The sequence below is a fragment of the Synechococcus sp. FACHB-909 genome (assembly GCF_014698945.1).
Lineage (GTDB): Bacteria > Cyanobacteriota > Cyanobacteriia > PCC-6307 > Cyanobiaceae > Cyanobium.
Genome location: NZ_JACJTY010000002.1, coordinates 165185 through 187978, shown reverse-complemented (window position 1 = coordinate 187978; position 22794 = coordinate 165185). Strand labels below are relative to the sequence as shown.

At 68.5% G+C, this 22794-nt stretch carries 25 protein-coding genes; 11 read left to right on the top strand and 14 right to left on the bottom strand.

Annotation, left to right across the window (positions count from 1 at the left end; all coding sequences use genetic code 11):
* The first annotated feature begins 55 nt into the window (after positions 1–55).
* On the top strand, positions 56–526 hold the full coding sequence (locus H6G99_RS04295; RefSeq protein WP_190610119.1) for a PilZ domain-containing protein: 471 nt from the start codon (positions 56–58) through the stop codon (positions 524–526).
* A 36-nt stretch (positions 527–562) separates the two neighbouring features.
* Complete coding sequence (locus tag H6G99_RS04290; RefSeq protein ID WP_190610117.1) at positions 563–1324, top strand: hypothetical protein; 762 nt, start codon at positions 563–565, stop codon at positions 1322–1324.
* Here the strand turns inward: H6G99_RS04290 and ureC are convergent.
* The 9 genes from ureC to H6G99_RS04245 all read right to left on the bottom strand — a co-directional run bounded on the left by ureC (position 1309) and on the right by H6G99_RS04245 (position 10292).
* A complete protein-coding gene (gene ureC / locus H6G99_RS04285; RefSeq protein ID WP_190610115.1) occupies positions 1309–3033 on the bottom strand; it encodes an urease subunit alpha in 1725 nt (574 codons plus the stop codon). The genes H6G99_RS04290 and ureC overlap by 16 nt on opposite strands.
* A gap of 6 nt (positions 3034–3039) precedes the next feature.
* Positions 3040–3357: an urease subunit beta gene (locus tag H6G99_RS04280; protein WP_094585297.1), complete on the bottom strand. Its 318-nt coding sequence runs from the start codon at positions 3355–3357 to the stop codon at positions 3040–3042.
* Between the two features lie 14 nt (positions 3358–3371).
* The gene (locus H6G99_RS04275) at positions 3372–3674 is read right to left on the bottom strand and encodes an urease subunit gamma (RefSeq protein WP_015110097.1); all 303 of its coding nucleotides are present in this window, start codon (positions 3672–3674) and stop codon (positions 3372–3374) included.
* A gap of 78 nt (positions 3675–3752) precedes the next feature.
* Entirely contained in the window at positions 3753–5327 is a 1575-nt protein-coding gene (locus H6G99_RS04270) for a serine hydrolase (protein WP_190610113.1), read from the bottom strand.
* A 55-nt stretch (positions 5328–5382) separates the two neighbouring features.
* Positions 5383–7182 carry a DUF2207 domain-containing protein gene (locus H6G99_RS04265; RefSeq protein WP_190610111.1) on the bottom strand — a complete coding sequence of 600 codons (1800 nt, stop codon included), beginning with the start codon at positions 7180–7182 and terminating at the stop codon, positions 5383–5385.
* Positions 7175–7726 carry a LemA family protein gene (locus tag H6G99_RS04260; protein WP_190610110.1) on the bottom strand — a complete coding sequence of 184 codons (552 nt, stop codon included), beginning with the start codon at positions 7724–7726 and terminating at the stop codon, positions 7175–7177. The genes H6G99_RS04265 and H6G99_RS04260 overlap by 8 nt, the downstream gene beginning before the upstream one ends.
* Before the next feature lie 104 nt (positions 7727–7830).
* Positions 7831–8607, bottom strand: a complete 777-nt coding sequence (locus tag H6G99_RS04255; RefSeq protein ID WP_190610108.1) for a sulfite exporter TauE/SafE family protein — start codon at positions 8605–8607, stop codon at positions 7831–7833.
* A gap of 33 nt (positions 8608–8640) precedes the next feature.
* Positions 8641–9324, bottom strand: coding sequence for a Coq4 family protein (locus tag H6G99_RS04250; protein ID WP_190610106.1), 684 nt, complete (start codon positions 9322–9324; stop codon positions 8641–8643).
* Positions 9325–9377: 53 nt separating this feature from the next.
* Positions 9378–10292, bottom strand: a complete 915-nt coding sequence (locus tag H6G99_RS04245; protein ID WP_190610104.1) for an urease accessory protein UreD — start codon at positions 10290–10292, stop codon at positions 9378–9380.
* 110 nt (positions 10293–10402) lie between these two features.
* On the opposite strand from H6G99_RS04245, the gene ureE reads away from it, so the two are divergent.
* The 3 genes from ureE to H6G99_RS04230 are packed head-to-tail and all read left to right on the top strand — an operon-like array spanning position 10403 to position 12644.
* The gene (ureE, locus tag H6G99_RS04240) at positions 10403–10951 is read left to right on the top strand and encodes an urease accessory protein UreE (RefSeq protein WP_190610102.1); all 549 of its coding nucleotides are present in this window, start codon (positions 10403–10405) and stop codon (positions 10949–10951) included.
* Positions 10948–11631, top strand: coding sequence for an urease accessory protein UreF (locus tag H6G99_RS04235; RefSeq protein ID WP_190610100.1), 684 nt, complete (start codon positions 10948–10950; stop codon positions 11629–11631). The genes ureE and H6G99_RS04235 overlap by 4 nt, the downstream gene beginning before the upstream one ends.
* Entirely contained in the window at positions 11631–12644 is a 1014-nt protein-coding gene (locus tag H6G99_RS04230) for an ABC transporter substrate-binding protein (RefSeq protein WP_190610098.1), read from the top strand. The genes H6G99_RS04235 and H6G99_RS04230 overlap by 1 nt, the downstream gene beginning before the upstream one ends.
* 36 nt (positions 12645–12680) lie before the next feature.
* Here H6G99_RS04230 and H6G99_RS04225 read toward each other — a convergent pair whose 3' ends face one another.
* The gene (locus tag H6G99_RS04225) at positions 12681–13550 is read right to left on the bottom strand and encodes an MlaD family protein (protein WP_190610096.1); all 870 of its coding nucleotides are present in this window, start codon (positions 13548–13550) and stop codon (positions 12681–12683) included.
* 2 nt (positions 13551–13552) lie between these two features.
* Positions 13553–14173, bottom strand: a complete 621-nt coding sequence (locus H6G99_RS04220; RefSeq protein ID WP_190610095.1) for a hypothetical protein — start codon at positions 14171–14173, stop codon at positions 13553–13555.
* 50 nt (positions 14174–14223) lie between these two features.
* Here H6G99_RS04220 and ureG point away from each other — a divergent pair, with 50 nt between their 5' ends.
* From ureG to urtE, 6 genes are all read left to right on the top strand, one after another.
* On the top strand, positions 14224–14838 hold the full coding sequence (gene ureG / locus H6G99_RS04215; protein ID WP_094585308.1) for an urease accessory protein UreG: 615 nt from the start codon (positions 14224–14226) through the stop codon (positions 14836–14838).
* A 226-nt stretch (positions 14839–15064) separates the two neighbouring features.
* Entirely contained in the window at positions 15065–16360 is a 1296-nt protein-coding gene (gene urtA / locus H6G99_RS04210) for an urea ABC transporter substrate-binding protein (protein ID WP_190610093.1), read from the top strand.
* Between the two features lie 139 nt (positions 16361–16499).
* The gene (locus H6G99_RS04205; RefSeq protein WP_094585310.1) at positions 16500–17657 is read left to right on the top strand and encodes an ABC transporter permease; all 1158 of its coding nucleotides are present in this window, start codon (positions 16500–16502) and stop codon (positions 17655–17657) included.
* A gap of 60 nt (positions 17658–17717) precedes the next feature.
* Entirely contained in the window at positions 17718–18824 is a 1107-nt protein-coding gene (urtC, locus tag H6G99_RS04200) for an urea ABC transporter permease subunit UrtC (RefSeq protein WP_094585311.1), read from the top strand.
* A gap of 70 nt (positions 18825–18894) precedes the next feature.
* Positions 18895–19641: an urea ABC transporter ATP-binding protein UrtD gene (gene urtD, locus H6G99_RS04195; RefSeq protein ID WP_094585312.1), complete on the top strand. Its 747-nt coding sequence runs from the start codon at positions 18895–18897 to the stop codon at positions 19639–19641.
* A gap of 31 nt (positions 19642–19672) precedes the next feature.
* Complete coding sequence (urtE, locus tag H6G99_RS04190) at positions 19673–20398, top strand: urea ABC transporter ATP-binding subunit UrtE (protein WP_190610091.1); 726 nt, start codon at positions 19673–19675, stop codon at positions 20396–20398.
* A 93-nt stretch (positions 20399–20491) separates the two neighbouring features.
* On the opposite strand, the gene H6G99_RS04185 is transcribed toward urtE, so the two are convergent.
* From H6G99_RS04185 to H6G99_RS04175, 3 genes are all read right to left on the bottom strand, one after another.
* The gene (locus H6G99_RS04185; protein WP_094585314.1) at positions 20492–20764 is read right to left on the bottom strand and encodes an FmdB family zinc ribbon protein; all 273 of its coding nucleotides are present in this window, start codon (positions 20762–20764) and stop codon (positions 20492–20494) included.
* Positions 20765–20900: 136 nt separating this feature from the next.
* The gene (gene fmdA, locus H6G99_RS04180) at positions 20901–22106 is read right to left on the bottom strand and encodes a formamidase (RefSeq protein ID WP_094585380.1); all 1206 of its coding nucleotides are present in this window, start codon (positions 22104–22106) and stop codon (positions 20901–20903) included.
* Between the two features lie 167 nt (positions 22107–22273).
* On the bottom strand, positions 22274–22783 hold the full coding sequence (locus tag H6G99_RS04175; RefSeq protein ID WP_190610090.1) for a hypothetical protein: 510 nt from the start codon (positions 22781–22783) through the stop codon (positions 22274–22276).
* Between the last annotated feature and the right edge of the window lie 11 nt (positions 22784–22794).

Genomic DNA, 22794 nt, shown 5'->3' with positions numbered 1-22794 from the left:
CACACCGGCAGGGACGAGGGCCATGCTGACCAGCCAGAGCGGATCCCAGGCCCCCATGGCCCCCCGCGCTGCGGGCGCCCTCCTGCATGACAGGGAAAGAACCGGAACCCGGCGCGAGAAGCGCGCCTTCGCCCGGCACTCGATCGAGAGTTGCCGCACCATCGCCGTCCGGCGTCTCAACGCCGATGGCCAGCCCTTCGGCCGCTGGTTCATCGCCGACATGGCCGACGTGGCCGAGGGCGGGATGTGCCTGATCGCCAACGAGGACCAGGCGCTGGAGGCGGGGCAGTGGCTGCTGCTGGATGTGCGCTCCCATCCCGGCTTCGGTCAGCTGCGCCTGCGGGCCCAGTTGCGCTGGTTCACCCGGGCCCACTTCGCCCTCAGCTTCGGTGTGGCCTTCGCCACCCCCCTCAAGGAGGTGCCGGTCCTTTCGGTGGAGCGGCGCGGCACACGCCGGGACCCCAACCAGGAGGAATGGGCCCTTGAGGAGGAGCGGATGGGTGGCGCAGCGGCGCAAACTCCGTAGATTGCGCTTCAGATTCGTGCATCGAGCAGCGCCGCCATGTCCGCCCTGCCGCTTGCTCGCCCGCTTCTGGGAACCCTCCTCGGCGCAGGGCTTGTCCTGAGTGGTTCGCCGGGGCAGGCCCTCGGCACCACCTTCACCTTCGACCTCGGCAGCGGCACCGCCACCCCCGCCGATCCCCAGGCCTCCTCCACCAAGACCTTCAGCGCCCAGGCCGACGGCCGCATGCTCCGGCTGGTCTTCCAGAACGCCCTGCTCCCTGACGACACCGCCAAACCCGTGAGCGCCACGGATGGGGGGGTCTGCCTCTACAAGGCCGGCGGGGCCGGCCTGAACGACATCGGCCTGACCAACTGCGGATTGGAAACCCCCGGCAACGGCACCGGGACGGCCAATCAGAGCGCCATCGAGCTGGTCTTCGATCAGGCGGTGGAGCTGGTCAGCTACCGCTACGGCAGCCTGCGGGTCGGCCTAGGCAACCCCCTGCTCACCTGGGGTGAGCCCACCAGTCCGGTGGTCTCCACCGAAACCCTGTTCGACAAACAGGTGGGCACCAGCTACGCCTTCGCCAACCCCTTCGTCGTCGGGGCCAACCAGGTCATCGCCATCACCGGCGTCGGCGGCGACCGTGACTCGAGCAGCACGGAGGTGCTGCTCAGCCAGCTCGTGGTGCGGGCCTTCCCGGCCGCCTCGGACGTTCCGGGCCCGCTGCCCCTGGCCGGAGCCCTGGCCGCCTTCGGCTGGAGCCGGCGGCTGCGGGGGCGCCTGAGCCGCCGCGGTGCGCCCTACAGCAGGAAGTAGCGCTGCGCCATCGGCAGCACCTCCGCCGGTTCGCAGGTGAGCAGTTCGCCGTCGGCGAAGACCTCGTAGGTCTGGGGGTCCACCTCCACCTTGGGCAGGGCCGTGTTGTTGCGCATCTGGGCCTTGCCGATGCCCCGGGTCTGCACCACCGGCACGCAGGGCCGCTTCAGCCCAAGACGGCTGGGCAGGTCGTCCTCGAGGCAGGCCTGGCTGACGAAGTTGAGGCAGCTGGCCGCCACCGATCCGCCGTAGGCGGCGAACATGGGCCGGCCGTGGACGGGCCCCGGCGTGGGGATCGAGGCGTTGGCATCGCCCATCTGGGCCCAGACGATCGAGCCCCCCTTGATCACCAGCTCCGGCTTGACGCCGAAGAAGCCCGGCTTCCACAGCACCAGATCGGCCAGCTTGCCCACCTCCACCGAGCCGATCTGGCTGTCGAGGCCATGGGCGATGGCGGGATTGATGGTGAGCTTGGCGATGTAGCGCTTGAGGCGGGTGTTGTCGTTGCGGCCACCGCGGGGACCGGCGGCATCTTCGGGGAGGAAACCGCGCTGCACCTTCATTTTGTGGGCCGTCTGGAAGGTGCGGGTGATCACCTCACCGACGCGGCCCATGGCCTGGGAATCACTGGCGATGATGCTGAAGGCGCCCAGGTCGTGGAGGATGTCTTCGGCGGCAATCGTCTCGCGGCGGATGCGCGATTCGGCGAAGGCCACGTCCTCCGGGATGCGGGGATCGAGGTGGTGGCACACCATCAGCATGTCGAGGTGCTCCTCGAGGGTGTTGACGGTGTAGGGCTTGGTGGGGTTGGTGGAGCTGGGCAGCACGTTGGGCTCGCCGCAGATCCGGATGATGTCGGGGGCGTGGCCGCCGCCGGCCCCCTCGGTGTGGAAGGTGTGGATGGTGCGGCCGCCGATGGCCCGGATTGTGTCCTCCACGAACCCGGCCTCGTTGAGGGTGTCGGAGTGAATGCAGACCTGCACGTCGTACTTGTCGGCCACCGTCAGGCAGCAGTCGATCGCCGCCGGGGTGGTGCCCCAGTCCTCGTGCAGCTTCAGGCCGCAGGCCCCGGCGCGGATCTGCTCCTCGATCGCCGCCGGGGTGCTGGCGTTGCCCTTGCCGTAGAAGCCGATGTTGATCGGCAGCCCCTCGGCGGCCTGCAGCATGCGGGCCAGGTGGAAGGCGCCGGGGGTGCAGGTGGTGGCGTTGGTGCCGGTGGCCGGGCCGGTGCCGCCGCCCAGCAGGGTGGTGACGCCGGAGGCGAGGGCGGTTTCGATCTGCTGGGGGCAGATGAAGTGGATGTGGGTGTCGATCGCGCCGGCGGTGAGGATGTGCCCCTCACCGGCGATGGCCTCGGTGCCGGGGCCGACCACGATCGTCACCCCATCGGTGATGTCGGGGTTGCCCGCCTTGCCGATGGCGCAGATGCGGCCGTCCTTCAGGCCGATGTCGGCCTTGACGATGCCCCACCAGTCGAGGATCAGGGCATTGGTGATCACCGTGTCGACGGCGCCCTCGGAGCGGGGGGTCTGGGCCTGGCCCATGCCGTCGCGGATCACCTTGCCGCCGCCGAACTTCACCTCATCGCCGTAGGTGGTGCAGTCGCTCTCCACCTCCAGGATCAGTTCGGTGTCGGCCAGCCGCAGCCGGTCGCCGGTGGTGGGGCCGTAGGTCTCGGCGTAGGCACGGCGGTCAATTCGGTAAGCCATGGGGGTTCAGTCGAGGGGGCCGTTCACCAGACCGTTGAAGCCGAAGACGCGGCGGTCGCCGACGTAGGGCACCAGGTGCACGTCGCGCTGGTCGCCGGGCTCGAAGCGGATGGCGGTGCCGGCGGGGATGTCGAGCCGCAGGCCGCGGGCCGCCTCCCTGTCGAACTCGAGGGCGCCGTTGGCTTCATAGAAGTGGAAGTGGGAACCCACCTGCACGGGCCGGTCACCCCGGTTCGCCACCGACAGGGTGGTGACGGGACGGCCGACGTTGAGATCGATCGTGCCGGGCTCGGGGATCAGTTCGCCGGGGATCAGGGGGGGCATGGCGTGGTGGGGGGTCAGCGGATCGGTTCGTGGAGGGTGACGAGCTTGGTGCCGTCGGGGAACATCGCCTCGATCTGCACCTCGGGAATCAGCTCGGGCACCCCCTCCATCACCTGATCCCGGCTCAGCCAGGTGGTGCCCTCCCGCATCAGCTCCGCCACGCTGCGGCCGTCGCGGGCCCCTTCGATCACCTGGAAGCTGAGCCAGGCCACCGCCTCGGGATGGTTGAGCTTCAGGCCCCGGCCGAGTCGCCGCTCCGCCAGCAGGGCGGCGGTGACGATCAACAGCTTGTCTTTCTCCTGGGGGGTGAGGTTCATGAAGGCTGCGCTGGCCGGCCCCACTCTCGCAGCGCTCCGGCACCGGGTCAGGTTCAGAAGGAACGTTCGGTGCCCCGATCAGCGCCGTTGGAGCACCCCCTGGCCGTTGAGGTTGATGTTGTCGATCCGCACCGCCGTGGCCCGGCCGTCGGCACCCACCGTGAAGCTGACGGCGCTGGGGCCGTAGGCGTTCTCGCCGGGGGGCTGGTAGCGGAAGGTGTCGCCGCTCACCGGGGTGAGGGGGAAGGGGGTGAGGCGGGGACCCAGCTGCAGCTCAAGGCCATCGCCGCGGCGCACCACCGCGATCGCGCCCACGTAGGCATTGGCGTAGCTGCCGATGTAGGCGTCGGAGGGGCGGGCCGGCAGGGGCCGGGCCGGGGTGACCACGGCGGGGTAGTCCTGCTGCTCCATGCCCCGGAACAGGGGGCGCAGGGCGGCGAGGTAATCGCGTTTCACCGTTCCGGTGGTGGCCAGGTCGAGGAAGCTGAGGCTGAGGGCCTCCGGCACCCCCAGCGGCTGGCTGTTGGAGAGCACGATGATGCCGAGGGATTCCGCCGGCAGCAGGTAGACGGCCGTGGCGGCGCCGAGATCGAAGGCGCCCGAATGGCCCAGCTGCACCGTGCCCCGGTCGGTGTAGCTCACGTTCCAGCCCAGGCCATAGAAGCCGGCCCGGTCGGTGGCCGGCTCGCGGGGCGGCTGGCTGACGATCTGGGGCCGGTGGGTCTCGGCCAGGGCGGCGGCGTCCACCACCGCAAGGCCATCGAGGCGGCCGTCGGCCAGCTGCAGCCGCAGCCACTGGCCCAGGTCCCGCACGCTGGAGCTCACGCCGCCGGCGGGGGCCTGGGCATCGGCATCCCGCTGGTAGCGGGCCACCCAGCGGCCCCCCTCCGGCACGTGCAGGGAGGCGCGGTTGGCGGCGCCCGCGAAGTCGGCGTGGCGGGAGCTGGTGCGGGCCATGCCCAGGGGCCCGTAGAGCCGTTCGCTGGAGAGCTGCTCCCAGGGCCGGCCGACGGCGTTGGCGGCGGCCACGGCACCGGCGGTGAAGCCGAAGTTGGTGTAGGCGTAGTCGGCGCGGAAGCGGTTGCCGGTGGGCAGCAGCCGCAGCCGCTCCAGGATCGTGGCCCGATCGAAGCCCAGGTCCTCGAGGTGATCACCGGCGTGGTCCGGCAGGCCGCTGCGGTGGGACAGCAGGTCGCGGATGGTCACAGCGGCGGCGATGGCCGGCGGACCGATGCGGGCCTGGGGGAGGGTGCGCAGCACCGGGTCGTCCCAGCCCACGCGCCCGTCGCCCACCAGGCCGGCCACCACCGTGGCGGCGATCGGCTTCGAGAGCGACGCCAGCTGGAAGACGGTGTCGGCATCCACCGCACCGGGCTCGCCCACCCGCCGCAGGCCGTAGCCCTTGAGGAACACCACCCGGTCGGCGTGCACCACCACGATCGCCAGGCCCGGGACACCGGTGCTGCGCTGCATCTCCGTGGCCAGGGCATCGAGCCGGGGCAGGGCGGCCGCCAGGCTTGCCGCCGTCACCTGGCGCGGCGGCGGCGGCGGGCCCGACGGCGCCTCGGCGCTGCGGGCGGCCCCCGGGAGCTGGAGCGCCAGACCAAGAACCAGGGCGGCCGCCCCTGGGCGGCGCAGGACGCTTGGGGCCACGGCAACGCCGGCAACTCGGGGAAAGCTAGGCCTGGCGGAGGCCCACGACCCTGGGTCAGAAGCCGCCGCCGCCGCCACCGCCATCACCGCCGCCGGAGCTGCCTCCACCGGAGCTGCCACTGGAGCTGCTGGAGCTGCTCGGCGACGACTGCATGGCGCCGGCGGTGCTGCTGAAACAGTCCTCGAGGCTGCTGCCGAAATCCGTCAGATCGAAGTCACCGGTGCTGACGTACCAGCTGGGGGCCACTTCGAGGATCCCCTGGAAGGCTGCCGTCCACTGCCGGGTCAGACCCGCCACCATCGCGTAGGGCAGGAAGCGCTCGAACAGCTCCGGCGTCAGCACCACCCGCTCCAGCCGCGGCGCCTCCACCCGGCGCAGGAACTCCTGGAAGCCGAGGGTCTGGCGCAGCACCGCCGTGCCGCGGGTGGTGCGGCTGGGCATGATCCAGGCGAACACGCCCACCAGCACCACCGTCAGCCCCAGGGAGCCGAAGGTCAGCCACGGGTGCGCCTCCCCCTGCAGCAGCACGATGTCGTGGGGCAGCAGCGCCGAGGCGAGCACGAACAGACCCGCCGCCAGTCCCAGCCCGCCGAAGAAGGTGAGGGCCCGCACGGTGCCGGGCCAGCGCCGGAAGAACCGCTCCGCCAGCACCGCCTGCTTCACCAGGCGCTCGAAGCCGGGCACATGCACGTAGTAATGGTCGCGGAGCTGGTCGGTGCTGACCGTGTCCCCCGCCATGCCAAAGGGGAAGAGCGTCTCGATCAGGTAGGCCTCATGGGGCAGCAGCGCCGACCGCTGGTCCGGCTCGCCCAGCAGGGTGAACACGTAGCGCTTGCCCAGATTCAGGAACAGCAGCTTCCGCTGGTCGTGTTCTATGCGCAGCTGGCCCTTCACCGCCAGCGCCACAAGGGTGGCCGAAAGGGCGGTTCCGCTCACCTGCTCCGCCACCAGGCTGCCCAGCACCGCCGGCGGGAGGCCTTCGGGGGGTTCGTAGGCCACCGGCACGGCGCCCACCGCCGGATCCCGGCCGATGCGCCACCAGAGCGGGCCCAGCACGCCGGCGCTCAGCAGGGGCAGCAGCAGGGCCAGCCGCCCCTGCCACCAGCCGATCAGCTGGGCCAGGGCCGAGGGCGGTGGCACCAGCCCCTTGGCGAAGCCCACCGCCAGGGTGAAGCCCTCGCCGGGCTCCAGCCGCCGGGTCGTGGTGCTGGCGACCGTGTCGGTGCCGATCGTCAGGCTGGCGTTGCGCTCCTTGGCACCACGGGGCCCGGTGTACACCGCGGCATGCAGCCCGGACACCCCCGACGGCAGCCGCACCAGGGCCGAGGCCCGCTCGATCGGCACCTCCCAGGCGTTGCCGGTGACGTTCCAGTTGAACTCGTCGTGGTCCGGATAGAAGCGCAGACCCCGCTTCAGCCGGTAGGTGATCACGGCCGTGCGGCTGGCGTTCTCGGCGCCCGGGATCCAGATCTTCAGTTTCAGGTCGGAGCCGGGGTGGCTGCTCTCATAGCGGTAGGGCCGGCCCTCGGGGTCGGTGACCGCGAGCAGCCGCAGCCCGAGGGGTTCGAGCCCGCCGGGCCGCCGGGCCAGCAGGGGGATCTGGCGCACCAGGCCGTTCCAGGAGCCGTCGAAGCGGGCGGTGAGGGTTTCGCTCACCTGCACGGCGCCGGTGGGCTCCACCACCGCCTGCATCTGGAAATCGGTGAGCGTCAGCTGGCGCTCGGCGGCGCTGAGGGCGGCACCGGCCCCCCAGGGGGCCAGGAGCAGCAGCGTCAGGGCCAGGCCGAGCAGCCCCCCCAGCCCCCAGCGCCAGCGCCGCCGCAGCCGCCGGGCGGCCGGAGAGCCCTCAGCCATCGAAGCGGACGGCGGGAACCGCCGCTTCGGCCGGGTTCTCCAGCTCGAAATAGGTGCGCGGGCGGATCGCGAAGCCGCCGGCCACCAGGTTGGAGGGGAACTGCACAATCGCCGTGTTCAGGTCCCGCACCACGGCGTTGTAGTAGCGACGGGCGCTCTGGAGGGTTTCTTCGATCTGGCTGAGGTTGGTCTGCAGGGTCTGGAAGCTCTCCACCGCCCGCAGGGCCGGGTAGGCCTCCGCCAGGGCGAACAGCTGGCCGAGCGACGCCCCGAGGGCCTGCTCCGCCTGCTGCTGCTCCCGGGGCCCCCGGGCCGCCACGGCAGCGTTACGGGCTTCGATCACGGTCCGGAAGCTTTCCTTTTCGTGGCTGGCGTAACCCCGCACCGTCTCCACCAGGTTGGGGATCAGGTCGTGGCGCCGCTTGAGCTGCACGTCGATGTCGGCCCAGGCGTTGTCCGCCAGCACCTGCAGCTGGGCCAGGCGGTTGTACATCAGGATCAACCCGACGGCGGCGACCGCCACCAGGATCAGCAGCAGCGGCATCGGCCCAGGAATTGGGGTGGGTTTCAAGCCTAGGGGCGGTGTCCGGCTGGGCCATCCGCGGGCCTGCGCTCAGGGCTTCCGGCAGCTCATGTCCTGAGGAAAGCTCATGTCCTGAGGAAATAGATCAGCGCCACCACCACGCCCACCACCACCACAAGGGTGCGCAGCGTGGCGGGCTGGATCCGGGACGCCAGCCGGCCCCCCAGCGCCCCGCCGAGGATGGCCCCGATGGCCATCACCGCCGCAAGAGCCCAGGCCACCTGGCCGGAGAACAGGAAGAAGGCGGCGGCGGTGAGGTTGGTGGCGAAGGCCACCGCCTGCTTGAGCCCGTTGAGGCGGGTGAGGCTGTCCTCGAGCGTGAGGGCCAGCACCGCCAGCACGATCACGCTCAGCCCGCCGCCGAAGAAGCCCCCGTAGATGGCCGCCAGGAACACCGGCGGCACGGCCCAGAACTCCGAGGGGGCGCGGCCGTGGCGCTCGGAGCGGCGCTGCACCCAGCGGCGCACGGGCTCCTGCACCGCCAGCAGCCCGGAGGCGAACAGGATCAGGAACGGCACCAGCTGGGTGAACAGCCGCTCGCCGGTCTGCAGCAGCAGCAGGCCGCCAACAAGGCCGCCGGCGGCGCCGGCCGGCAGCAGCAGCCACAGGCGTCGCCGCTGGCCCTGCAGGTCCTGGCGCTGGGCCACGGTGGCACCCAGGTAGCCGGGCGCCAGGGCCACGGTGTTGGTGATGTTGGCCATCACCGCCGGCAGGCCGATGGCCGTGAGGGCCGGAAAGCTGATCAGGGAACCCCCGCCGGCCAGGGCGTTGATCAGGCCGGCGGCGATGGCCGCCAGGCCCGCCACGGTCGCCTGGATCACGAAGGGCAGGGGGTCCGTCATCGCGGCTGGGAGGGTGGACGGCCCCGCGGCCGCTCAGGGCTGGTCGATCCCATAGGGCTCCCCATCCGCCGGCAGGGTCACCCCCAGCCGCTGCCGCCACTCCGCCACCGGCAGCTCCCAGCCCTCCTCCCAGCGGACCGTGGCGAAGGGACGGGCGGTGAAGCCGATCGTGGTGCCGTGGCTGATCGACCGGCTCAGGGTCTGGTAGCCGTCGAGCTTGAAGCGGAAGCAGGCGATCTGGGCCGCGTGCGTGAGGCTCACGTAGGCGGGGAAGCCGATCTGGGTGGCGGTGATGGCCAGCACGCCGTTCTCCCCCACCGGCGTCGTGCCGAAACCACTGACCACATGGTGGATGTCATGGGTGGTGGCGATCCGCTGGGTGAGCCAGCGGCCCTCCGTGTCGACGGGGCGGGGGCGGAAGAACTCGGGGTCGTAGTTGAAGCGGCGGATCAGGGCGGCGTAGGTGCGGCCCAGGCTCCCCTCCGGCAGCGTCTCGAGCCGCTCCAGATCCGGTTGCAGGGGCGGATAGCGCTCGTCCATCATCTCTGCCCCGCCCGGCAGGGCCCGGAAACGGGCGATGCAGGCCTCCATCTGGGGCGTGTCCAGGAAGCTGTCCACCAGATCGGCGATCCGGGCCAGGTCCCCCTGGCTGCGGCCCACGGCGATCAGCTGGCGCGCCTGGCCCAGGGCCTGCAAGGAGAGCTGGAAGCGATGCATCGGTGGGCTGCGCCTGGGGCGAACCTAGGCCCGCTGTGGCGCCTGGCCGGGGGTCACCAGCTGCGGGCCGGGACCGGCAGGGGCGGTTCCAGATCGAGCGGCTGCTCCTGGAACGGCCAGACCCGGGGCAGCACCGGAGCCGCCAGGCCCCGCTCCGCCCGGATCCGGGCCCAGATGCGCGTGAACCAGAAGCGGGCCGCCTGGGTGGAGCGGCCCCGGTAGCGGGCCACCAGGCCCCGTTCCAGCCGGCCGCAGGCCATCGTCCCCTCCAGCCCGTGCCGTTCGGCGCGGCAGGCCTCCAGCAGGGGCTCGCCCACCGGCCCCGGGGCGGCCCACACCAGGCTGGCGAACACCGGCTGGCCCCCTAGGCCGTGGGGGCTCTCCAGGCTGGCGCCGCCCAGCTCCAGCCGGTCCACCAGCTCCCACTGGCCCTGCCGCCGGATCTCCAGCAACGAGCGCCAGCGGCCGGATCCGAGCGTCTCACCATCGGCGCTGCGCCCCAGCCGCACCACCTCCGCCCCCAGCCAGCTGGCCCCGTCGGCCAGCTCCACCCGGCAGGTCTGCTGGAACAGGCCATCCCGGAAGACCACCAGCTCCTGGGGCAGCCACTCCAGGTCGGCCCCTGCGGCGAGGCGGAAGTCGAGGGTCTGAAAGGTCCAGCTGCCGGCGGGGACCCGCCGGGAGCGGCCCACGGTTCCGTAGACCTTCTGGGCCGCCACGCTGGTGATCAGGGCCCGGCTGCCGGCGCCGAGGTCGGCCTCGATGGCCAGCTCATCCCCCCCCACCAGGCCGCCGCCGGTGTGCAGCAGGGGCAGTTGACAGCGGCCATCGGCAGCGGCGAAGGCCCGCTGGATCTTCAGCGGCGCCGTCGCTCCGCCCTGGTGCCGGGTGGCACCGTCCGCGCCGCCGGTGGTCTCGAAACGAAGCCGGGCCTGGGCTCTCCAGGGGGCGGGAGCGGTGAGCTGCATGGAGGTGATCGTGGGACCCCGGGGGCCTGAATTTGGTAGCGCCCGACACAGGGCCGCCGGCCAACGGCTGGCCAGGCTGCCCGAACCACCCTCCCCCGCTGGCCCGCTCGATGCCCGGCCCCACGGTTCCCCACACCACGACTCCAGACACCAAGGCTTCCCTGGTGCTGGTGCGGCACCTGCGTCACGGGGAGGTCCCGGGCCCGGAGCCAGGGCCGGATCCGCCGCTGCGGTTGCCGCTCCGGGCCGACGAGCGCACGAGCCTGCGGGGCCATCGCCGCAGCGCCTGTGGGCGGGACCTCCTGTTGCAGCTGCCCCGCGGCGGGGCCCTGGAGCCTGGCGACCGGCTGGCACCGGAGGCCGGTGGGCCCCTGGTGGTGGTGGAGGCCGCCGATGAGCCGCTGATGGTGGTGCGGGCCGCCGACCCCCTGGCCCTGCTGCAGGCGGCCTATCACCTGGGCAACCGCCACGTGGCCATGGAACTGCACCGCAACGAGCTGCGTCTGGGGGTCGACAGCGTGCTCGAGGATCTTCTGCGGCATCGGGGACTGACCGTGGAGCGAATCACCGGGCCCTTTCTGCCCGAACCCGGGGCCTACGAAGGGTCCGGTCACGCCCACCAGCACGATCATGGTCATCACGGCCATTCCCACCCATGAGCGTTGCCCGGCTGCGGCTGTTCCAGCTCGTCAGTCCCGCCTTGCCGGTGGGGGCGTTCAGTTATTCCGAAGGCCTGGAGGTGCTCGTCCAGGCCGGTGAGCTGGGCGATGCCGAGGGCGTGGCCCACTGGCTGGAGGCGGAGCTGGCCCGGGGGGCGCTGGCGATCGAAGCCGCCAGCCTGAACCGGCTGATGCAGGCGCTCACCCGATGGCGTGAGTTCCCGGAGGGGCCGGCCCGCCGGGAGGTGCTGGAGCTGGACGGCTGGCTGCTGGCCCAGCGGGAGGCCGCCGAGGTGCGGGCCCAGCAGCGGCAGATGGGCCGCTCCCTGCTGCAGCTGCTGGCCGACCTGGATCTGCCCCTGCCTGGAGACCTGCCCCCTCGGCTCGCCTGGCCGGCGGCCTGGGCCTGGGCCGGGGTGGCCCTGGCCATCGCGCCCCAGGAGGTGGTCGAGGCCTACCTCTACGGCTGGATCGCCACCCAGCTCAGCGCCGCCGTGCGGCTGGTGCCCCTGGGCCCCACCGAAGCCCAGCGGCTGCAGCTGACCCTGGCGCCCACCATCGCCGCCCGGGCGGCGGAGCTGGTGGCGGCCGATCCCGAGGCCCTCTGGAACGGGGGTGTGGGGGCGGGACTGGCCCAGCTGGGTCATGGTGAGCTGTATTCCCGGTTGTTCCGCAGCTGATGGCCACCACCGCAGGGGCCAGCCGGCGGCGGGCGCTGCGCCTGCTGGGCGGTGCCGCCGTTGCCGGTGCCCTGGTGGCCGTCGGCTGCAACGCCCGCAACCGCCCCCCAGGGCCGCCGCGGCTGGGCCTGATCCAGTACGTGCGGGGGGCCGCCCCCGATGCCGCCCGCCGCGGGTTCGTGCAGGCCCTGGCCAGGGCCGGCTTCCGGGCGCCGGCCGGCGTGATCCTGCTGGAACGCTTCAGCGAGGGCAGCATGGCCACCTGCCGCGCCCAGGTGAAGGACCTGCTGGAGGGCGGGGTCGACATGCTCGTGGCCATCGGCACCCCGCCCCTGGCGGCGATCCTGGCGATCGCCCCCGCCCGGGTGCCGGTGGTGTTCACCTACTGCTCCAACCCCTGGGGGGCCGGGGCCGGCACCAGCTACACCCGCCACCGGCCCAATGTGGTGGGCACGGTGAGCACCAGCCCCCTCGCCGAGCAGCTCGACCTCGCCCGTCGGATCAGCCCCGGCCTGTCGAGCGTGGGGCTCGTCTTCCATCCCTCCGAAGCCAACGCCAGCTTCGAAGCGGAGCTGCTGCGCCGGGAGGCGAGCCAACGCTCGATCGCCGTCGTGATCGAGCCGGTGGCGGGGCCGGCGGAGGTGGCCCGTGCCGCCGACGCCCTGACCGCCCAGCGGGTGGGAGCCCTGGTGCGGGTGGGTGACTACGCCACCAGCGTGGGCTTCCCCGCCCTGGCGGCGGCCGGCCTGCGCCATCGCCTGCCGGTCTATTCCGTCGATCCCGCCGACATCGCCACGCCGGGGTGCCTGGCGGTGGTGGGCTGGGATCCGGAGGCCGATGGGGCCCAGGCCGGAGCCCTGGCCGTGCAGGTGCTGCGCGGCCGTTCCCCCGCCACGATGGCCTTCGAGCCGGTGACCCGGAAGCTGCTGTTGCTGAATCGCCGCACGGCCGGGGCCATCGGGGTGACGTTCCCACCGGAGCTGCTGCGTCAGGCCGACCGGGTCGAGGGGTGACGCCGCCGGTGGCCATCCCGGCGGCCATCCCGGCGATCAGCGGCCGCGCTCACCGCGGGGCTCGCCGGTCCGCTCGATCAGTTCGATCACCCAGCTCTCGTTGAGCGTCTTCACCAGGCGGTTGGTGGCGCTGGCCATGGTGGAAAGCTCGCGCAGGGTCTGGAGCAGCAGCGGCCGCGTCTGGGTTTCGGTGCTCTCCAGGCGCCGGATCAGGGCGGACAGGTCGGCGGCGGTGCCGTCGGCGCGGTCCTCCAGCCGCTCGACCAAGGCGCGGGTGGCCCCAAGGGTGCGGTTGAGCTCGCTGCTGCTGCGACGGGTGTCGGCCTCCAGGCGCGTCGCCAGGCGGCGGCTGGCGACCAGGGTGCGATCGAGCTCGTCGAGGCTGCGGGGCAGGCGGGTCTCCGCCAGGCTCAGCCCGCTGCTGACGGCCCGCTGCAGGGGGATGCGGCTGCTGGCCACCTCGGTGAGCAGGTCATCGATGTCGGGGCGGCTGGTGAACACGAGCGTCTCGCCATCACCGATCGGGGGCTGGCCGATCGCCGCCGGGTCGGGGGTGATGGCGATGTAGCTGTCGCCCAGGAGCCCCAGCTGGGCCAGTTCCGCCCGGCTGCGGCGGCCCACCATGGAGCGGTAGGGGTCCCGCAGCTCCAGTTCCACCAGCACCTGGGCGTCGGGCTGCAGAACGATCCGGCGCACCTGGCCGACGGCGAATCCCGAGATCTTCACCGCCATGCCCGTCTGCAGGCCAGCGGCATCGAGGGTGCGGAACTGCAGGCGGACGCTGGGGGCGAGCCAGTTGCCGGCGCGGGCGATCCCCAGCACGAACACCCCCAGCAGGGCCACCGCTCCCGCCAGGAAGACCAGGCTCTGGGCGCCGGGGCGCCGCGGCGGGGCGGTGCTGGCCACGGTCAGTTTCCTCCCATGCGCAGGGGATCGACCGCAATCGTCCAGAGCAGATCGAGGCAGACCATCACCCCGATGCCGAGCCGCAGCGACCGGGCCATGCGGGACGCCATCCCCGCAGCGTCGCAGGAGCCGCGACGGGCCTGGTGCAGGCAGATGGCGGCGCAGATCCCGCCATAGGCGCCCGCCCTGACCAGGGCGGCCGCGAAGCGGGCCGGCTCCAGCTGGCCGATCAGGAAGCCCACCTCCCCCGCCACATCCCCCTGGTTGAGCGTGAGGCTGGCGGTGATGATCACCGCCGACATGAAATAGAGCAGCAGCACGACGCTCAGCAGCCCGCTGGCCAGCAGGTCGGGCCCCCAGGAACCGGGGGGGCGCCGGCCGCCGAGCAGCAGCGGACCATCCCGGAGCAGCAGCAGCAGGCTGACCAGCAGCGGGGCCAGGAACAGCAGGGCCCGCACCGCCAGCAGTTCGATCGTGAGCCTGGAGAGCTGCTGCAGGGGGCTGCGCAGCAGCTCAATGAAGCCGAGGCAGACCACCACCCCCGTGCCCACCACGGTGGCGACCAGGCGCCCATCCAGCCGCTCGAAGCGACGGCTCAGCGTCGGGATCGGTCCGTCACTCACCGCAGCCCTCGGCGCTGGCGTCAGGATGGCACCCATCCTGGATCGGGGCGATGGGCAGCAAACTGAGGGTCGGTGTGGCCGGGCCAGTGGGATCGGGCAAGACGGCCCTGGTCGACGCCCTCTGCCGCCGGCTGCGGGAGCGGCTGCAGCTGGCGGTGGTCACCAACGACATCTACACCCAGGAGGACGCCCAGTTCCTCACCCGCGCCGGCTCCCTGGCCCCCGAACGGATCCGGGGCGTGGAGACCGGCGGCTGCCCCCACACCGCCATCCGGGAGGACTGCTCGATCAACCGGGCGGCGGTGCAGGAGCTGGAGGAGGCCTTCCCGGATCTGGACCTGGTGCTGGTGGAGAGCGGTGGCGACAACCTGGCGGCCAGCTTCAGCCCGGAGCTGGTGGATCTGTGCATCTATGTGATCGACGTGGCCGCCGGCGACAAGATCCCCCGCAAGGGGGGCCCCGGCATCACCCGCTCCGACCTGCTGGTGATCAACAAGATCGACCTGGCCCCCATGGTCGGGGCCAGCCTGGCTGTGATGGAGGCCGACACCGAGCGGATGCGCGGCGGCCGGCCCTGGTGTTTCACGAATCTGCGCAGCGGTGAAGGCCTCGATCGGGTCGAGAGCTTCCTGCTGCGGCAACTGCCCGAACCGCTGGCCGTCTGAGCGTTGCACCGGATCGGTCAAGCCTTCTGGTATTCCCCTTTCAGCCGCTGATCAGAAAAACCGTAGGTAATGCAACATATCGACAGCTCAGCGACGTTCAAATCCTCACTCCGGCAAGCCCTGGGCGGCTTTCTGTCTCATTGGATACCGGGGGTAACCACGTCCTTCCTTACCTTTCCCTTTGCCGTCGGTTACGGCGACTACAATTCATCTTGAACAGGCTTCAATGTCTCTGCATCTTTCAAGGCGACTGGCAGCTGCAATCGCCGCAACTGCTGTGAGCGTAACCCTCGTCTCCTGTGGGGGCGAGTCCGGTTCCGGCGGCAATTTTGATGGGGAAGTGAAGGTCGGTATCCTTCATTCCCTCAGTGGCACCATGGCCATCTCCGAAACGACTTTGAAAGAAGTCGAGGAGATGGCGATCAAGGAAATCAATGACGCCGGCGGCGTCAAGGTCGGCGGCAAGTCCTACAAGATCGTCGCTGTCTCTGAAGATGGCGCCTCCGACTGGCCCACCTTCGCCGAGAAGGCCCAGAAACTGATCGACTCCGACAAGGTCGCCGTCGTCTTCGGTGGCTGGACCTCCGCCAGCCGCAAGGCGATGCTGCCGGTCTTCGAGTCGAAGAACCACATGCTCTTCTACCCGATTCAGTACGAGGGTCAGGAGTGCTCGCGCAACATCTTCTACACCGGCGCCGTTCCGAACCAGCAGGCTGAGCCCGCGGTTCAATGGCTGATGGACAAGTTCGGCGACAAGCTCGGCAAGAAGGTCTACCTAGTCGGCTCCGATTACGTGTATCCGCGCACGGCGAACACGATCATCAAGGAGCAGATGAAGGCCCTTGGCGGTGAAACCGTCGGCGAGGACTACATCCCCCTCGGCAACACCGAGGTGGCCCCGATCATCGCCAAGATCAAGAAGGCCTTCCCCGATGGCGGGATCATCATCAACACCCTGAACGGTGACTCCAACGTCGCCCTGTTCAAGCAGTTCAAGGCCTCGGGCATTGATCCGGCCAAGTACCCGATCATGTCCTTCTCCATCGCCGAGGAGGAGATCCGCCAGATCGGTCCCGAGTACACCACGGGCACCTACGCCGCGTGGAACTTCTTCATGAGCCTGGACACCCCGGCCTCCAAGAAGTTCACCGCCGACTTCCAGGCGATGTACGGCGCCGACCGCGTCACGGGTGACCCGGCGGAATCCGCCTACAACATGGTGTACCTCTGGAAGAACGCCGTCGAGAAGGCAGGCACTTTCGAAGACCTCGACAAGGTCCGCTCGAACATGATTGGGATCACCTTCGCCGCTCCCCAGGGCGAAATCAAGATGTTCCCCAACCACCACACCTCCGAGCGGGTGCTCATCGGCGAGGCGGAGCCCACCGGCCAGTTCAAGATCCTCTACGACAGCGTCAAGGCCATTCCCCCGCTGCCCTGGAACCAGTTCGTTCCCGAGACCAAGGGCTTCACCTGCGACTGGACCCAGGATCGTCCTGACGCCGGCAAGTTCAAGATGTGATCACGGCCCGGTCCGTGAATCCATGAAAGACAGGTGGCTCCTTCGGGGGCCACCCCTTTCCGGCTCAGCACACCACCACGTTCGACCCGATCCAGCGTCGCCCAGGCAGCGCTGGATCTAACGTTCAACCTTCATTCCGTTGGAACTTTTCTTTTCTCAGATCCTCGATGGCCTCAGCATCGGATCTGTGCTGCTGCTCGCAGCCACAGGTCTGGCCATCGTGTTCGGATTGATGGGTGTCATCAACCTCGCCCATGGCGAATTCATGATGCTCGGGGCCTATGTCACCTACGTGGTGCAATCGGCCTTCAAGCCCATGGGTGGTGTGATCTTCGAGCTGTATTTCCCGGTCTCCCTGGTACTCGCGTTCATCGTGACGGGGCTCATTGGGGTACTGCTGGAGAGAACGTTGATCCGGCAGCTCTATGGCCGGCCCCTTGAAACGCTGCTGGCGACCTGGGGAGTCAGCCTGATTCTGATCCAGCTGATTCGAAGCGTTTCGACGGCCATGATGCTGGGCATCATCGTGGGTGTCGTTGTCGGTTTCATTATCTCGAAATTACTGGCAGCGAAGTTCTCCGAAAAACCATTCTTCACCTATCTCAACGGACTCGGCTGGGCCATCGCCATCGGAATCGGCCTGATCGCCGTCAACCTTTTCGACCAGGTCCGGCCCCTCGCCAAGCCCTGGTTCGGCCCGCGCAACATCGATGTCACCGCCCCCAAATGGCTCCAGGGAAGCTGGGGGATGATCGGCGGCATCGAACTGCCCGGCCTCCGCATCTTCATCATTCTTCTGTCGGCCCTGCTCCTGCTCGCCACCTACTGGTTCCTCAACAAGAGCGTCTGGGGCCTGCGCATCCGTGCGGTCACCCAGAACCGTCAGATGAGCAACTGCCTCGGCATTCCCACCGACCGTGTCGACAGCATCACCTTCGGCATCGGCTCCGGCCTGGCCGGGGTGGCCGGCTGTGCCATCACCCTGCTCGGTTCGGTGGGTCCGAACCTCGGGGCGGCTTACATCGTCTCCTGCTTCATGGTGATCGTTCTCGGTGGTGTGGGGAACCTGCTCGGCACCGTGCTGGCCTCGCTGCTGCTGGGCATCATCCAGTCGGTGATCGGCTCGGGCACCCTGCTGACAATCTTCCCTGACATGCCGTTGGCGGCCAAGGGGGTGATCGAGTTCTTTGCCACCACAAGCATGTCGCTGGTGCTGGTGTTCATCTTCATCATTGTCTTCCTCCAGTTCCGCCCCAACGGCATGTTCCCCCAGAAGGGTCGCTCGGTCGATGCCTGACCCGATCAGTTCCACCCACTGCAGATTCCCGTTCCATCTCCCCACCAGGAGGCCCTACCTGTGAAAATCTTCCAACGACTCGTCCCCTGGATTCTCCTGGCTATCGCCCTGTTCATCCTGCCGGCAGCCCTGGATGATTTCCGCCTCAACCTGTTCGGCCGCTATTTCTCGCTGGCGATCACGGCACTGGCGATCGACCTGATCTGGGGATACACCGGTCTGTTGAGCCTGGGCCAGGGCATCTTCTTTGCCCTCGGCGGCTACGCCGTGGCCATGTACCTGATGCTCAACACCAAGAGCCTCGCCGGTGGCAACGGGATTCCCAAGTTCTTCGAGAACTACGGCGTCGACCAGCTGCCCTTCTTCTGGCAACCCTTCTGGTCACCGGTGTTCACCCTGATCGCCCTGTGGGTGATTCCGGCCGTGGTGGCGGGCCTGGTGGGCTGGCTGATCTTCCGAAACCGCATCAAGGGGGTGTACTTCTCGATCATCACCCAGGCGGCTCTGATGGTCTTCTTCCACTTCTTCAACGGCCAGCAGAAACTCTTCGACGGCACCAACGGCCTCAAGACCAGCACCAGCGAACTGTTCGGCCAGCTGGTGGGCTCGCCCGACATGCAGGTGTGGTTCTACCGCCTCACGGTGGTGCTGCTGCCCCTGGCGTTTCTGGTCTGCCGTTACTTCACCAGCGGTCGCTTCGGTGATGCCCTGATCGCCATCCGCGACGACGAGAGCCGCCTGCGCTTCGCCGGTTTCAACCCCGTCCCCTTCAAGACCATCGTCTTCCTGGTGGCGGGCGCCCTGTGCGGCATTTCCGGAGCCCTCTACACCGTCCAGTCCGGCATCGTCTCGCCCCAGTACATGTCGATCTCCTTCTCGATCGAGATGGTGATCTGGGTCGCCGTGGGCGGACGGGGCACCCTGGTGGGGCCGATCATCGGCGCCACCGTGGTCAACTACCTGCGCAGCCTGGTGAGCGAGGCCCTGCCCGAAGCCTGGCTGTTCGTCCAGGGGGCCCTGTTCATCTTCGTGGTGGTTCTGATGCCCGATGGCATCTACGGCTGGATCACCAAAGGAGGCTTCCGCACCTTCCTGGCCGCCTTCGGCATCGCCAAACCTGCCAAGACCTACCCCAAGCTCGACAAGGAGGCCGTTCCTGTGGATTAGCCCTCCAGGAAGTTGCTTCCTGGCTCATCTGCTGTGACCGCTCTTTTGATTCCGCACCCTTCCGAAGTCCATGTCAGAACCTCTACTCGAGCTCAATGACGTCAGCGTGAGCTTCGATGGCTTCTATGCCCTCACCGACCTCAGCCTGAAGCTCTACAAGGGAGAGCTGAAGTCCATCATCGGCCCCAACGGTGCCGGCAAAACCACCTTCCTCGATGTCATCACAGGCAAGGTGCGGCCCACGAAAGGATCGGTGAGCTTCAAAGGCAAGTCCCTGCTTGGCGTCTCCGAGCAGCAGATCTCGCGCAACGGCATTGGCCGCAAGTTCCAGACCCCGCGGGTGTTCGAGAATCTCACCGTGCTGCGGAATCTGGAGCTCTCCGCCTCACCGGTCAAGAACGCCTTCAGCCTCCTGGGTTCCGGCCTGCCCCAGTCCTCCAAGGACGAGGTGCATCGGATCATGAACTACGTGGGCCTGGCGCCCTTCGCCACCGTCAAGGCGGGCTCCCTCTCCCACGGCCAGAAGCAATGGCTGGCCATTGCCTCCTTGGTGGCCCAGGCCCCCGAGGTGCTGCTGCTGGACGAACCCGTGGCCGGCCTCACCGATGAGGAAACCCTGCGCACGGCCGAACTGATCAAGTCCCTCGCCGGTGACCACACCGTGGTGGTGATCGAGCACGACATGGAGTTCATCCGCGACCTGGGCTTCGATGTCACCGTGCTGCACCAGGGACAGGTGCTGACCGAGGGTCCGCTGGAGAAGGTCAAAGCCGACCCGCGCGTGATCGAGGTCTACCTGGGGCCGCCCGAACACTGATCGTTTCCCGACCTTCACCCACCGCGAGCCCATGTCCACCACCAGCGCCCAGCCCCTGCTTCAGGTCTCCGACCTCAATGTGTATTACGGGGAGAGCCACATTCTCCGCAACGTGGATCTGACGATCCACGAAGGCAAGATGGTCTGCCTGATCGGCCGCAACGGCGTCGGCAAGACCACCTTCCTCAAGACCGTGATCGGCCTGCTGCAGCAGCGATCGGGGACGATCGCCTACCAGGACGGCCAGCTCACCAACCAGCCCCCCTACAAACGGGCCCGGGCCGGCATCGGCTACGTGTCCCAGGGCCGGGACATCATTCCCCAGGTGTCGGTCAAGGAGAATCTGCTGCTGGGCATGGAGGCCCTGCCCGGTGGTCTGGAAAAGAACCGCCACATCGACCCGCTGATCTTCGATCTCTTCCCGATCCTGGAGAAGTTTCTCAAGCGCAAAGGCGGCGACCTCAGTGGTGGCCAGCAGCAGCAGCTCGCCATCGCCCGGGCCCTGCTCGGCAAGCCCAAGCTGCTGCTCCTCGATGAACCCACCGAAGGCATCCAACCCTCGATCATCCTCGACATCGAACACGCGGTGCAGCGGATCATGAAGGAGACCGGCATCAGTGTGCTGCTGGTGGAGCAGCACCTGCACTTCGTGCGCCAGTCCGACTTCTACTACGCCATGCAACGCGGCGGCATCGTCTCCAGCGGCCAGACCGACAAGCTCTCCGATGACGTGATCAAGGAATTCCTCACCGTCTGAGGAGTCCGGCCAACAGCCAGTCCCGGGTCGATGCCACCAGCGGTGGCGCGGCCCGGGACTTTTGCTTGGGAGGACTTTGGCTTCGTCTTGCGCTCAGCAGCCGCGATTGAGCATCCAGGGGCGGGTGCCGCTCTCCTTGAGCCGTGGCTTGCCGGTGGCTTCCTTGGTTTCCTTGCGAACCAGGCGGGGTTCGGACTGCTCCTGCTTCAGGCGAAACGAACCGCTGAGTGACATCACCGGCGTGAACACACGGACGCCTTCGGCAGTGCAGGTGGGGCAGTTGGTTTCCTTTTGGCGCTCATCGATGCTGCGCCAGACCTCATAGTTTTCGCAGCCGTTGCTGCAGCTGTATTCGTAGACAGGCATTGCAGGACGAGGGGAACGACAGGGGGAAGGGAGATGGCAGCCAGGAACAGTGGCAGGCCAGAGCAGTGGCGGACAAGAACCGTGGCGGACAAGAAAAAGGGGCCTGTTGACCAGGCCCCTCCCTCCAGCCGGCCGATCAGCAGGGAAGAATGTCCTTGTCGAAGATCGAGGTGGGGATGGCGAGGGTGCAGCAGGCGTTCGGGATGTCGACGATGCCGCTGATCCTGCCCTCCACCGGCGCACAGCTCAGCAGCAGGTAGGCCTGCTCGCCGGTGTAGCCGAACTTCTTGAGGTACTCGATGGCGTTGAGACAGGCTCGCCGGTAGGCGATGTGGACGTCCATGTAGTACTGCTTGCCGTCGAATTCATCCACGGAGATGCCTTCGAACACCAGGTAGTCGGTGTAGTGGGGTTCCACCGGGCTGGTCTTGAACATGGGGTTGACCATCCCATACTTCGCCATGCCGCCCTTGATGATCTCGACGTGGAGGTCGAGATAGCCGGACATCTCGATAGCGCCACAGAAAGAGATCTCACCATCCCCCTGGGAGAAGTGGATGTCGCCCATCGAGAGCTTGGCCCCTTCGACATAGACCGGGAAATAGATCCGGGTGCCCTTGGTGAGGTTCTTGATGTCGCAGTTGCCGCCGTGCTCCCGGGGGGGCACCGTGCGGGCCGCTTCGTTGGCCACCCGCTCGAACTCGCTGCCGGGGAGGGTGCCGAGGATGGCGCTGTTGGGATTGGGCAGGGCCGCCAGCACCGGCTCGCTGCCGGAGAGGCCGGCGCCGTAGGTGCGGCGGTCGGGGGCGGTTTTCACCAGCTCCGTCTCACGACGGTTCCACTCGTTGAGCAGCTCGTGGGAGGGGGCGCAGCCAATCAGGCCCGGGTGGGTGATGCCGGCGAAACGAACGCCGGGGATGTGGCGGGAGGAGGTGTAGATGCCTTCCAGATCCCAGATGGCCTTGGCAGCCTTGGGGTAGTGATCGGTGAGGAAACCGCCACCGTTCTCCTTGGCGAAGATGCCCGTGAAGCCCCACTCATCCCCCTGCAGGGCACCGACATCAAGGATGTCCACCACCAGGATGTCGCCGGGCTGGGCGCCGTTGACCCAGATCGGGCCGCTGAGAACGTGAACGACCTCGAGATTCACATCCTCGATGTCCTTGGGGTCGTCGTTGTTCTTGATCTGGCCGTCGGTCCAGTCCTTGCATTCGATCCGGAACACGTCACCAGGATTCACGGAGGCCACGGCAGGGATTTCCGGATGCCAGCGGTTGTGCCCGGGCATGTCCTGCTGATCCATCGGCTTGGTGAGATCGACGGAGAAGAGTGTTTTGGGCATCGAGAAACCGAGGCGCAATTTCCCATCCATCCAAAAGGATGGCCTGCGGCCTGAAAGTGTCGATTGCTACAGGAAATTGGGGCCCAGGACGCGCCCCCCAATGAATGAAATCAAGAATCATTATCAAGCCTGGCGCGGCGGTTGGCCGTCCCGATGCCGTCGGAGGATCAGGTGTCGTCGAAATCCCCTTTCCGGCAGAGATTGTCCTTCAACCGCGAGACCCAGACACTGGGATCCAGCTTGCCGATCTGCTCCGTACGGCCATCAAAATGGAACAGGAACTGCCAGCGATTCTTGACCGGGAATGTTCTCTTGGCGTTGAGATCGCTGATCGGATCTCCGAAGATATTGTCATAGGTTTGCCAGCCTGGCTCTCCTTTGACGCTGCAGATCGCCGTGACTTCGTACATCTGACCCTTGCCATCGTCGCCCCCTGAGGTGACCTTCACGACACCCTTGTGCAGCCCATTGGCAATGCCCGGCTTGAACGCCCGCAACAGCTCCACCCGGTTCCCATCCACCTCCACGAGAAGGTCGCCCGGTTTGGCGTCCTGAACGGCCACCTCCTTGGGGGTGGCGGTGCAACCGGCCAGGGCGAGCCCCGTACCAGCGAGCAAGCCGGCCAGGAGTCCTGCCAGGTGCTTCCGGGACCCCAGGCCCCCCACAGCGTCGGACAACGTGGTCGATC

Bases quoted from the DNA above. Each gene is read 5' to 3' on its own strand.
- H6G99_RS04185 (WP_094585314.1), bottom strand. From the start codon at position 20,764: ATGCCTGTCTACGAATACAGCTGCAGCAACGGCTGCGAAAACTATGAG.
- H6G99_RS04250 (WP_190610106.1), bottom strand. From the start codon at position 9,324: ATGCATCGCTTCCAGCTCTCCTTGCAGGCCCTGGGCCAGGCGCGCCAG.
- ureC (WP_190610115.1), bottom strand. From the start codon at position 3,033: ATGGCTTACCGAATTGACCGCCGTGCCTACGCCGAGACCTACGGCCCC.
- fmdA (WP_094585380.1), bottom strand. From the start codon at position 22,106: ATGCCCAAAACACTCTTCTCCGTCGATCTCACCAAGCCGATGGATCAG.
- H6G99_RS04295 (WP_190610119.1), top strand. From the start codon at position 56: ATGGCCCCCCGCGCTGCGGGCGCCCTCCTGCATGACAGGGAAAGAACC.
- urtE (WP_190610091.1), top strand. From the start codon at position 19,673: ATGTCCACCACCAGCGCCCAGCCCCTGCTTCAGGTCTCCGACCTCAAT.
- H6G99_RS04245 (WP_190610104.1), bottom strand. From the start codon at position 10,292: ATGCAGCTCACCGCTCCCGCCCCCTGGAGAGCCCAGGCCCGGCTTCGT.
- H6G99_RS04290 (WP_190610117.1), top strand. From the start codon at position 563: ATGTCCGCCCTGCCGCTTGCTCGCCCGCTTCTGGGAACCCTCCTCGGC.
- H6G99_RS04280 (WP_094585297.1), bottom strand. From the start codon at position 3,357: ATGCCCCCCCTGATCCCCGGCGAACTGATCCCCGAGCCCGGCACGATC.
- urtA (WP_190610093.1), top strand. From the start codon at position 15,065: ATGTCTCTGCATCTTTCAAGGCGACTGGCAGCTGCAATCGCCGCAACT.
- H6G99_RS04265 (WP_190610111.1), bottom strand. From the start codon at position 7,182: ATGGCTGAGGGCTCTCCGGCCGCCCGGCGGCTGCGGCGGCGCTGGCGC.
- ureG (WP_094585308.1), top strand. From the start codon at position 14,224: ATGGGCAGCAAACTGAGGGTCGGTGTGGCCGGGCCAGTGGGATCGGGC.
- H6G99_RS04235 (WP_190610100.1), top strand. From the start codon at position 10,948: ATGAGCGTTGCCCGGCTGCGGCTGTTCCAGCTCGTCAGTCCCGCCTTG.
- H6G99_RS04230 (WP_190610098.1), top strand. From the start codon at position 11,631: ATGGCCACCACCGCAGGGGCCAGCCGGCGGCGGGCGCTGCGCCTGCTG.
- ureE (WP_190610102.1), top strand. From the start codon at position 10,403: ATGCCCGGCCCCACGGTTCCCCACACCACGACTCCAGACACCAAGGCT.
- H6G99_RS04260 (WP_190610110.1), bottom strand. From the start codon at position 7,726: ATGCCGCTGCTGCTGATCCTGGTGGCGGTCGCCGCCGTCGGGTTGATC.
- H6G99_RS04275 (WP_015110097.1), bottom strand. From the start codon at position 3,674: ATGAACCTCACCCCCCAGGAGAAAGACAAGCTGTTGATCGTCACCGCC.
- urtD (WP_094585312.1), top strand. From the start codon at position 18,895: ATGTCAGAACCTCTACTCGAGCTCAATGACGTCAGCGTGAGCTTCGAT.
- H6G99_RS04255 (WP_190610108.1), bottom strand. From the start codon at position 8,607: ATGACGGACCCCCTGCCCTTCGTGATCCAGGCGACCGTGGCGGGCCTG.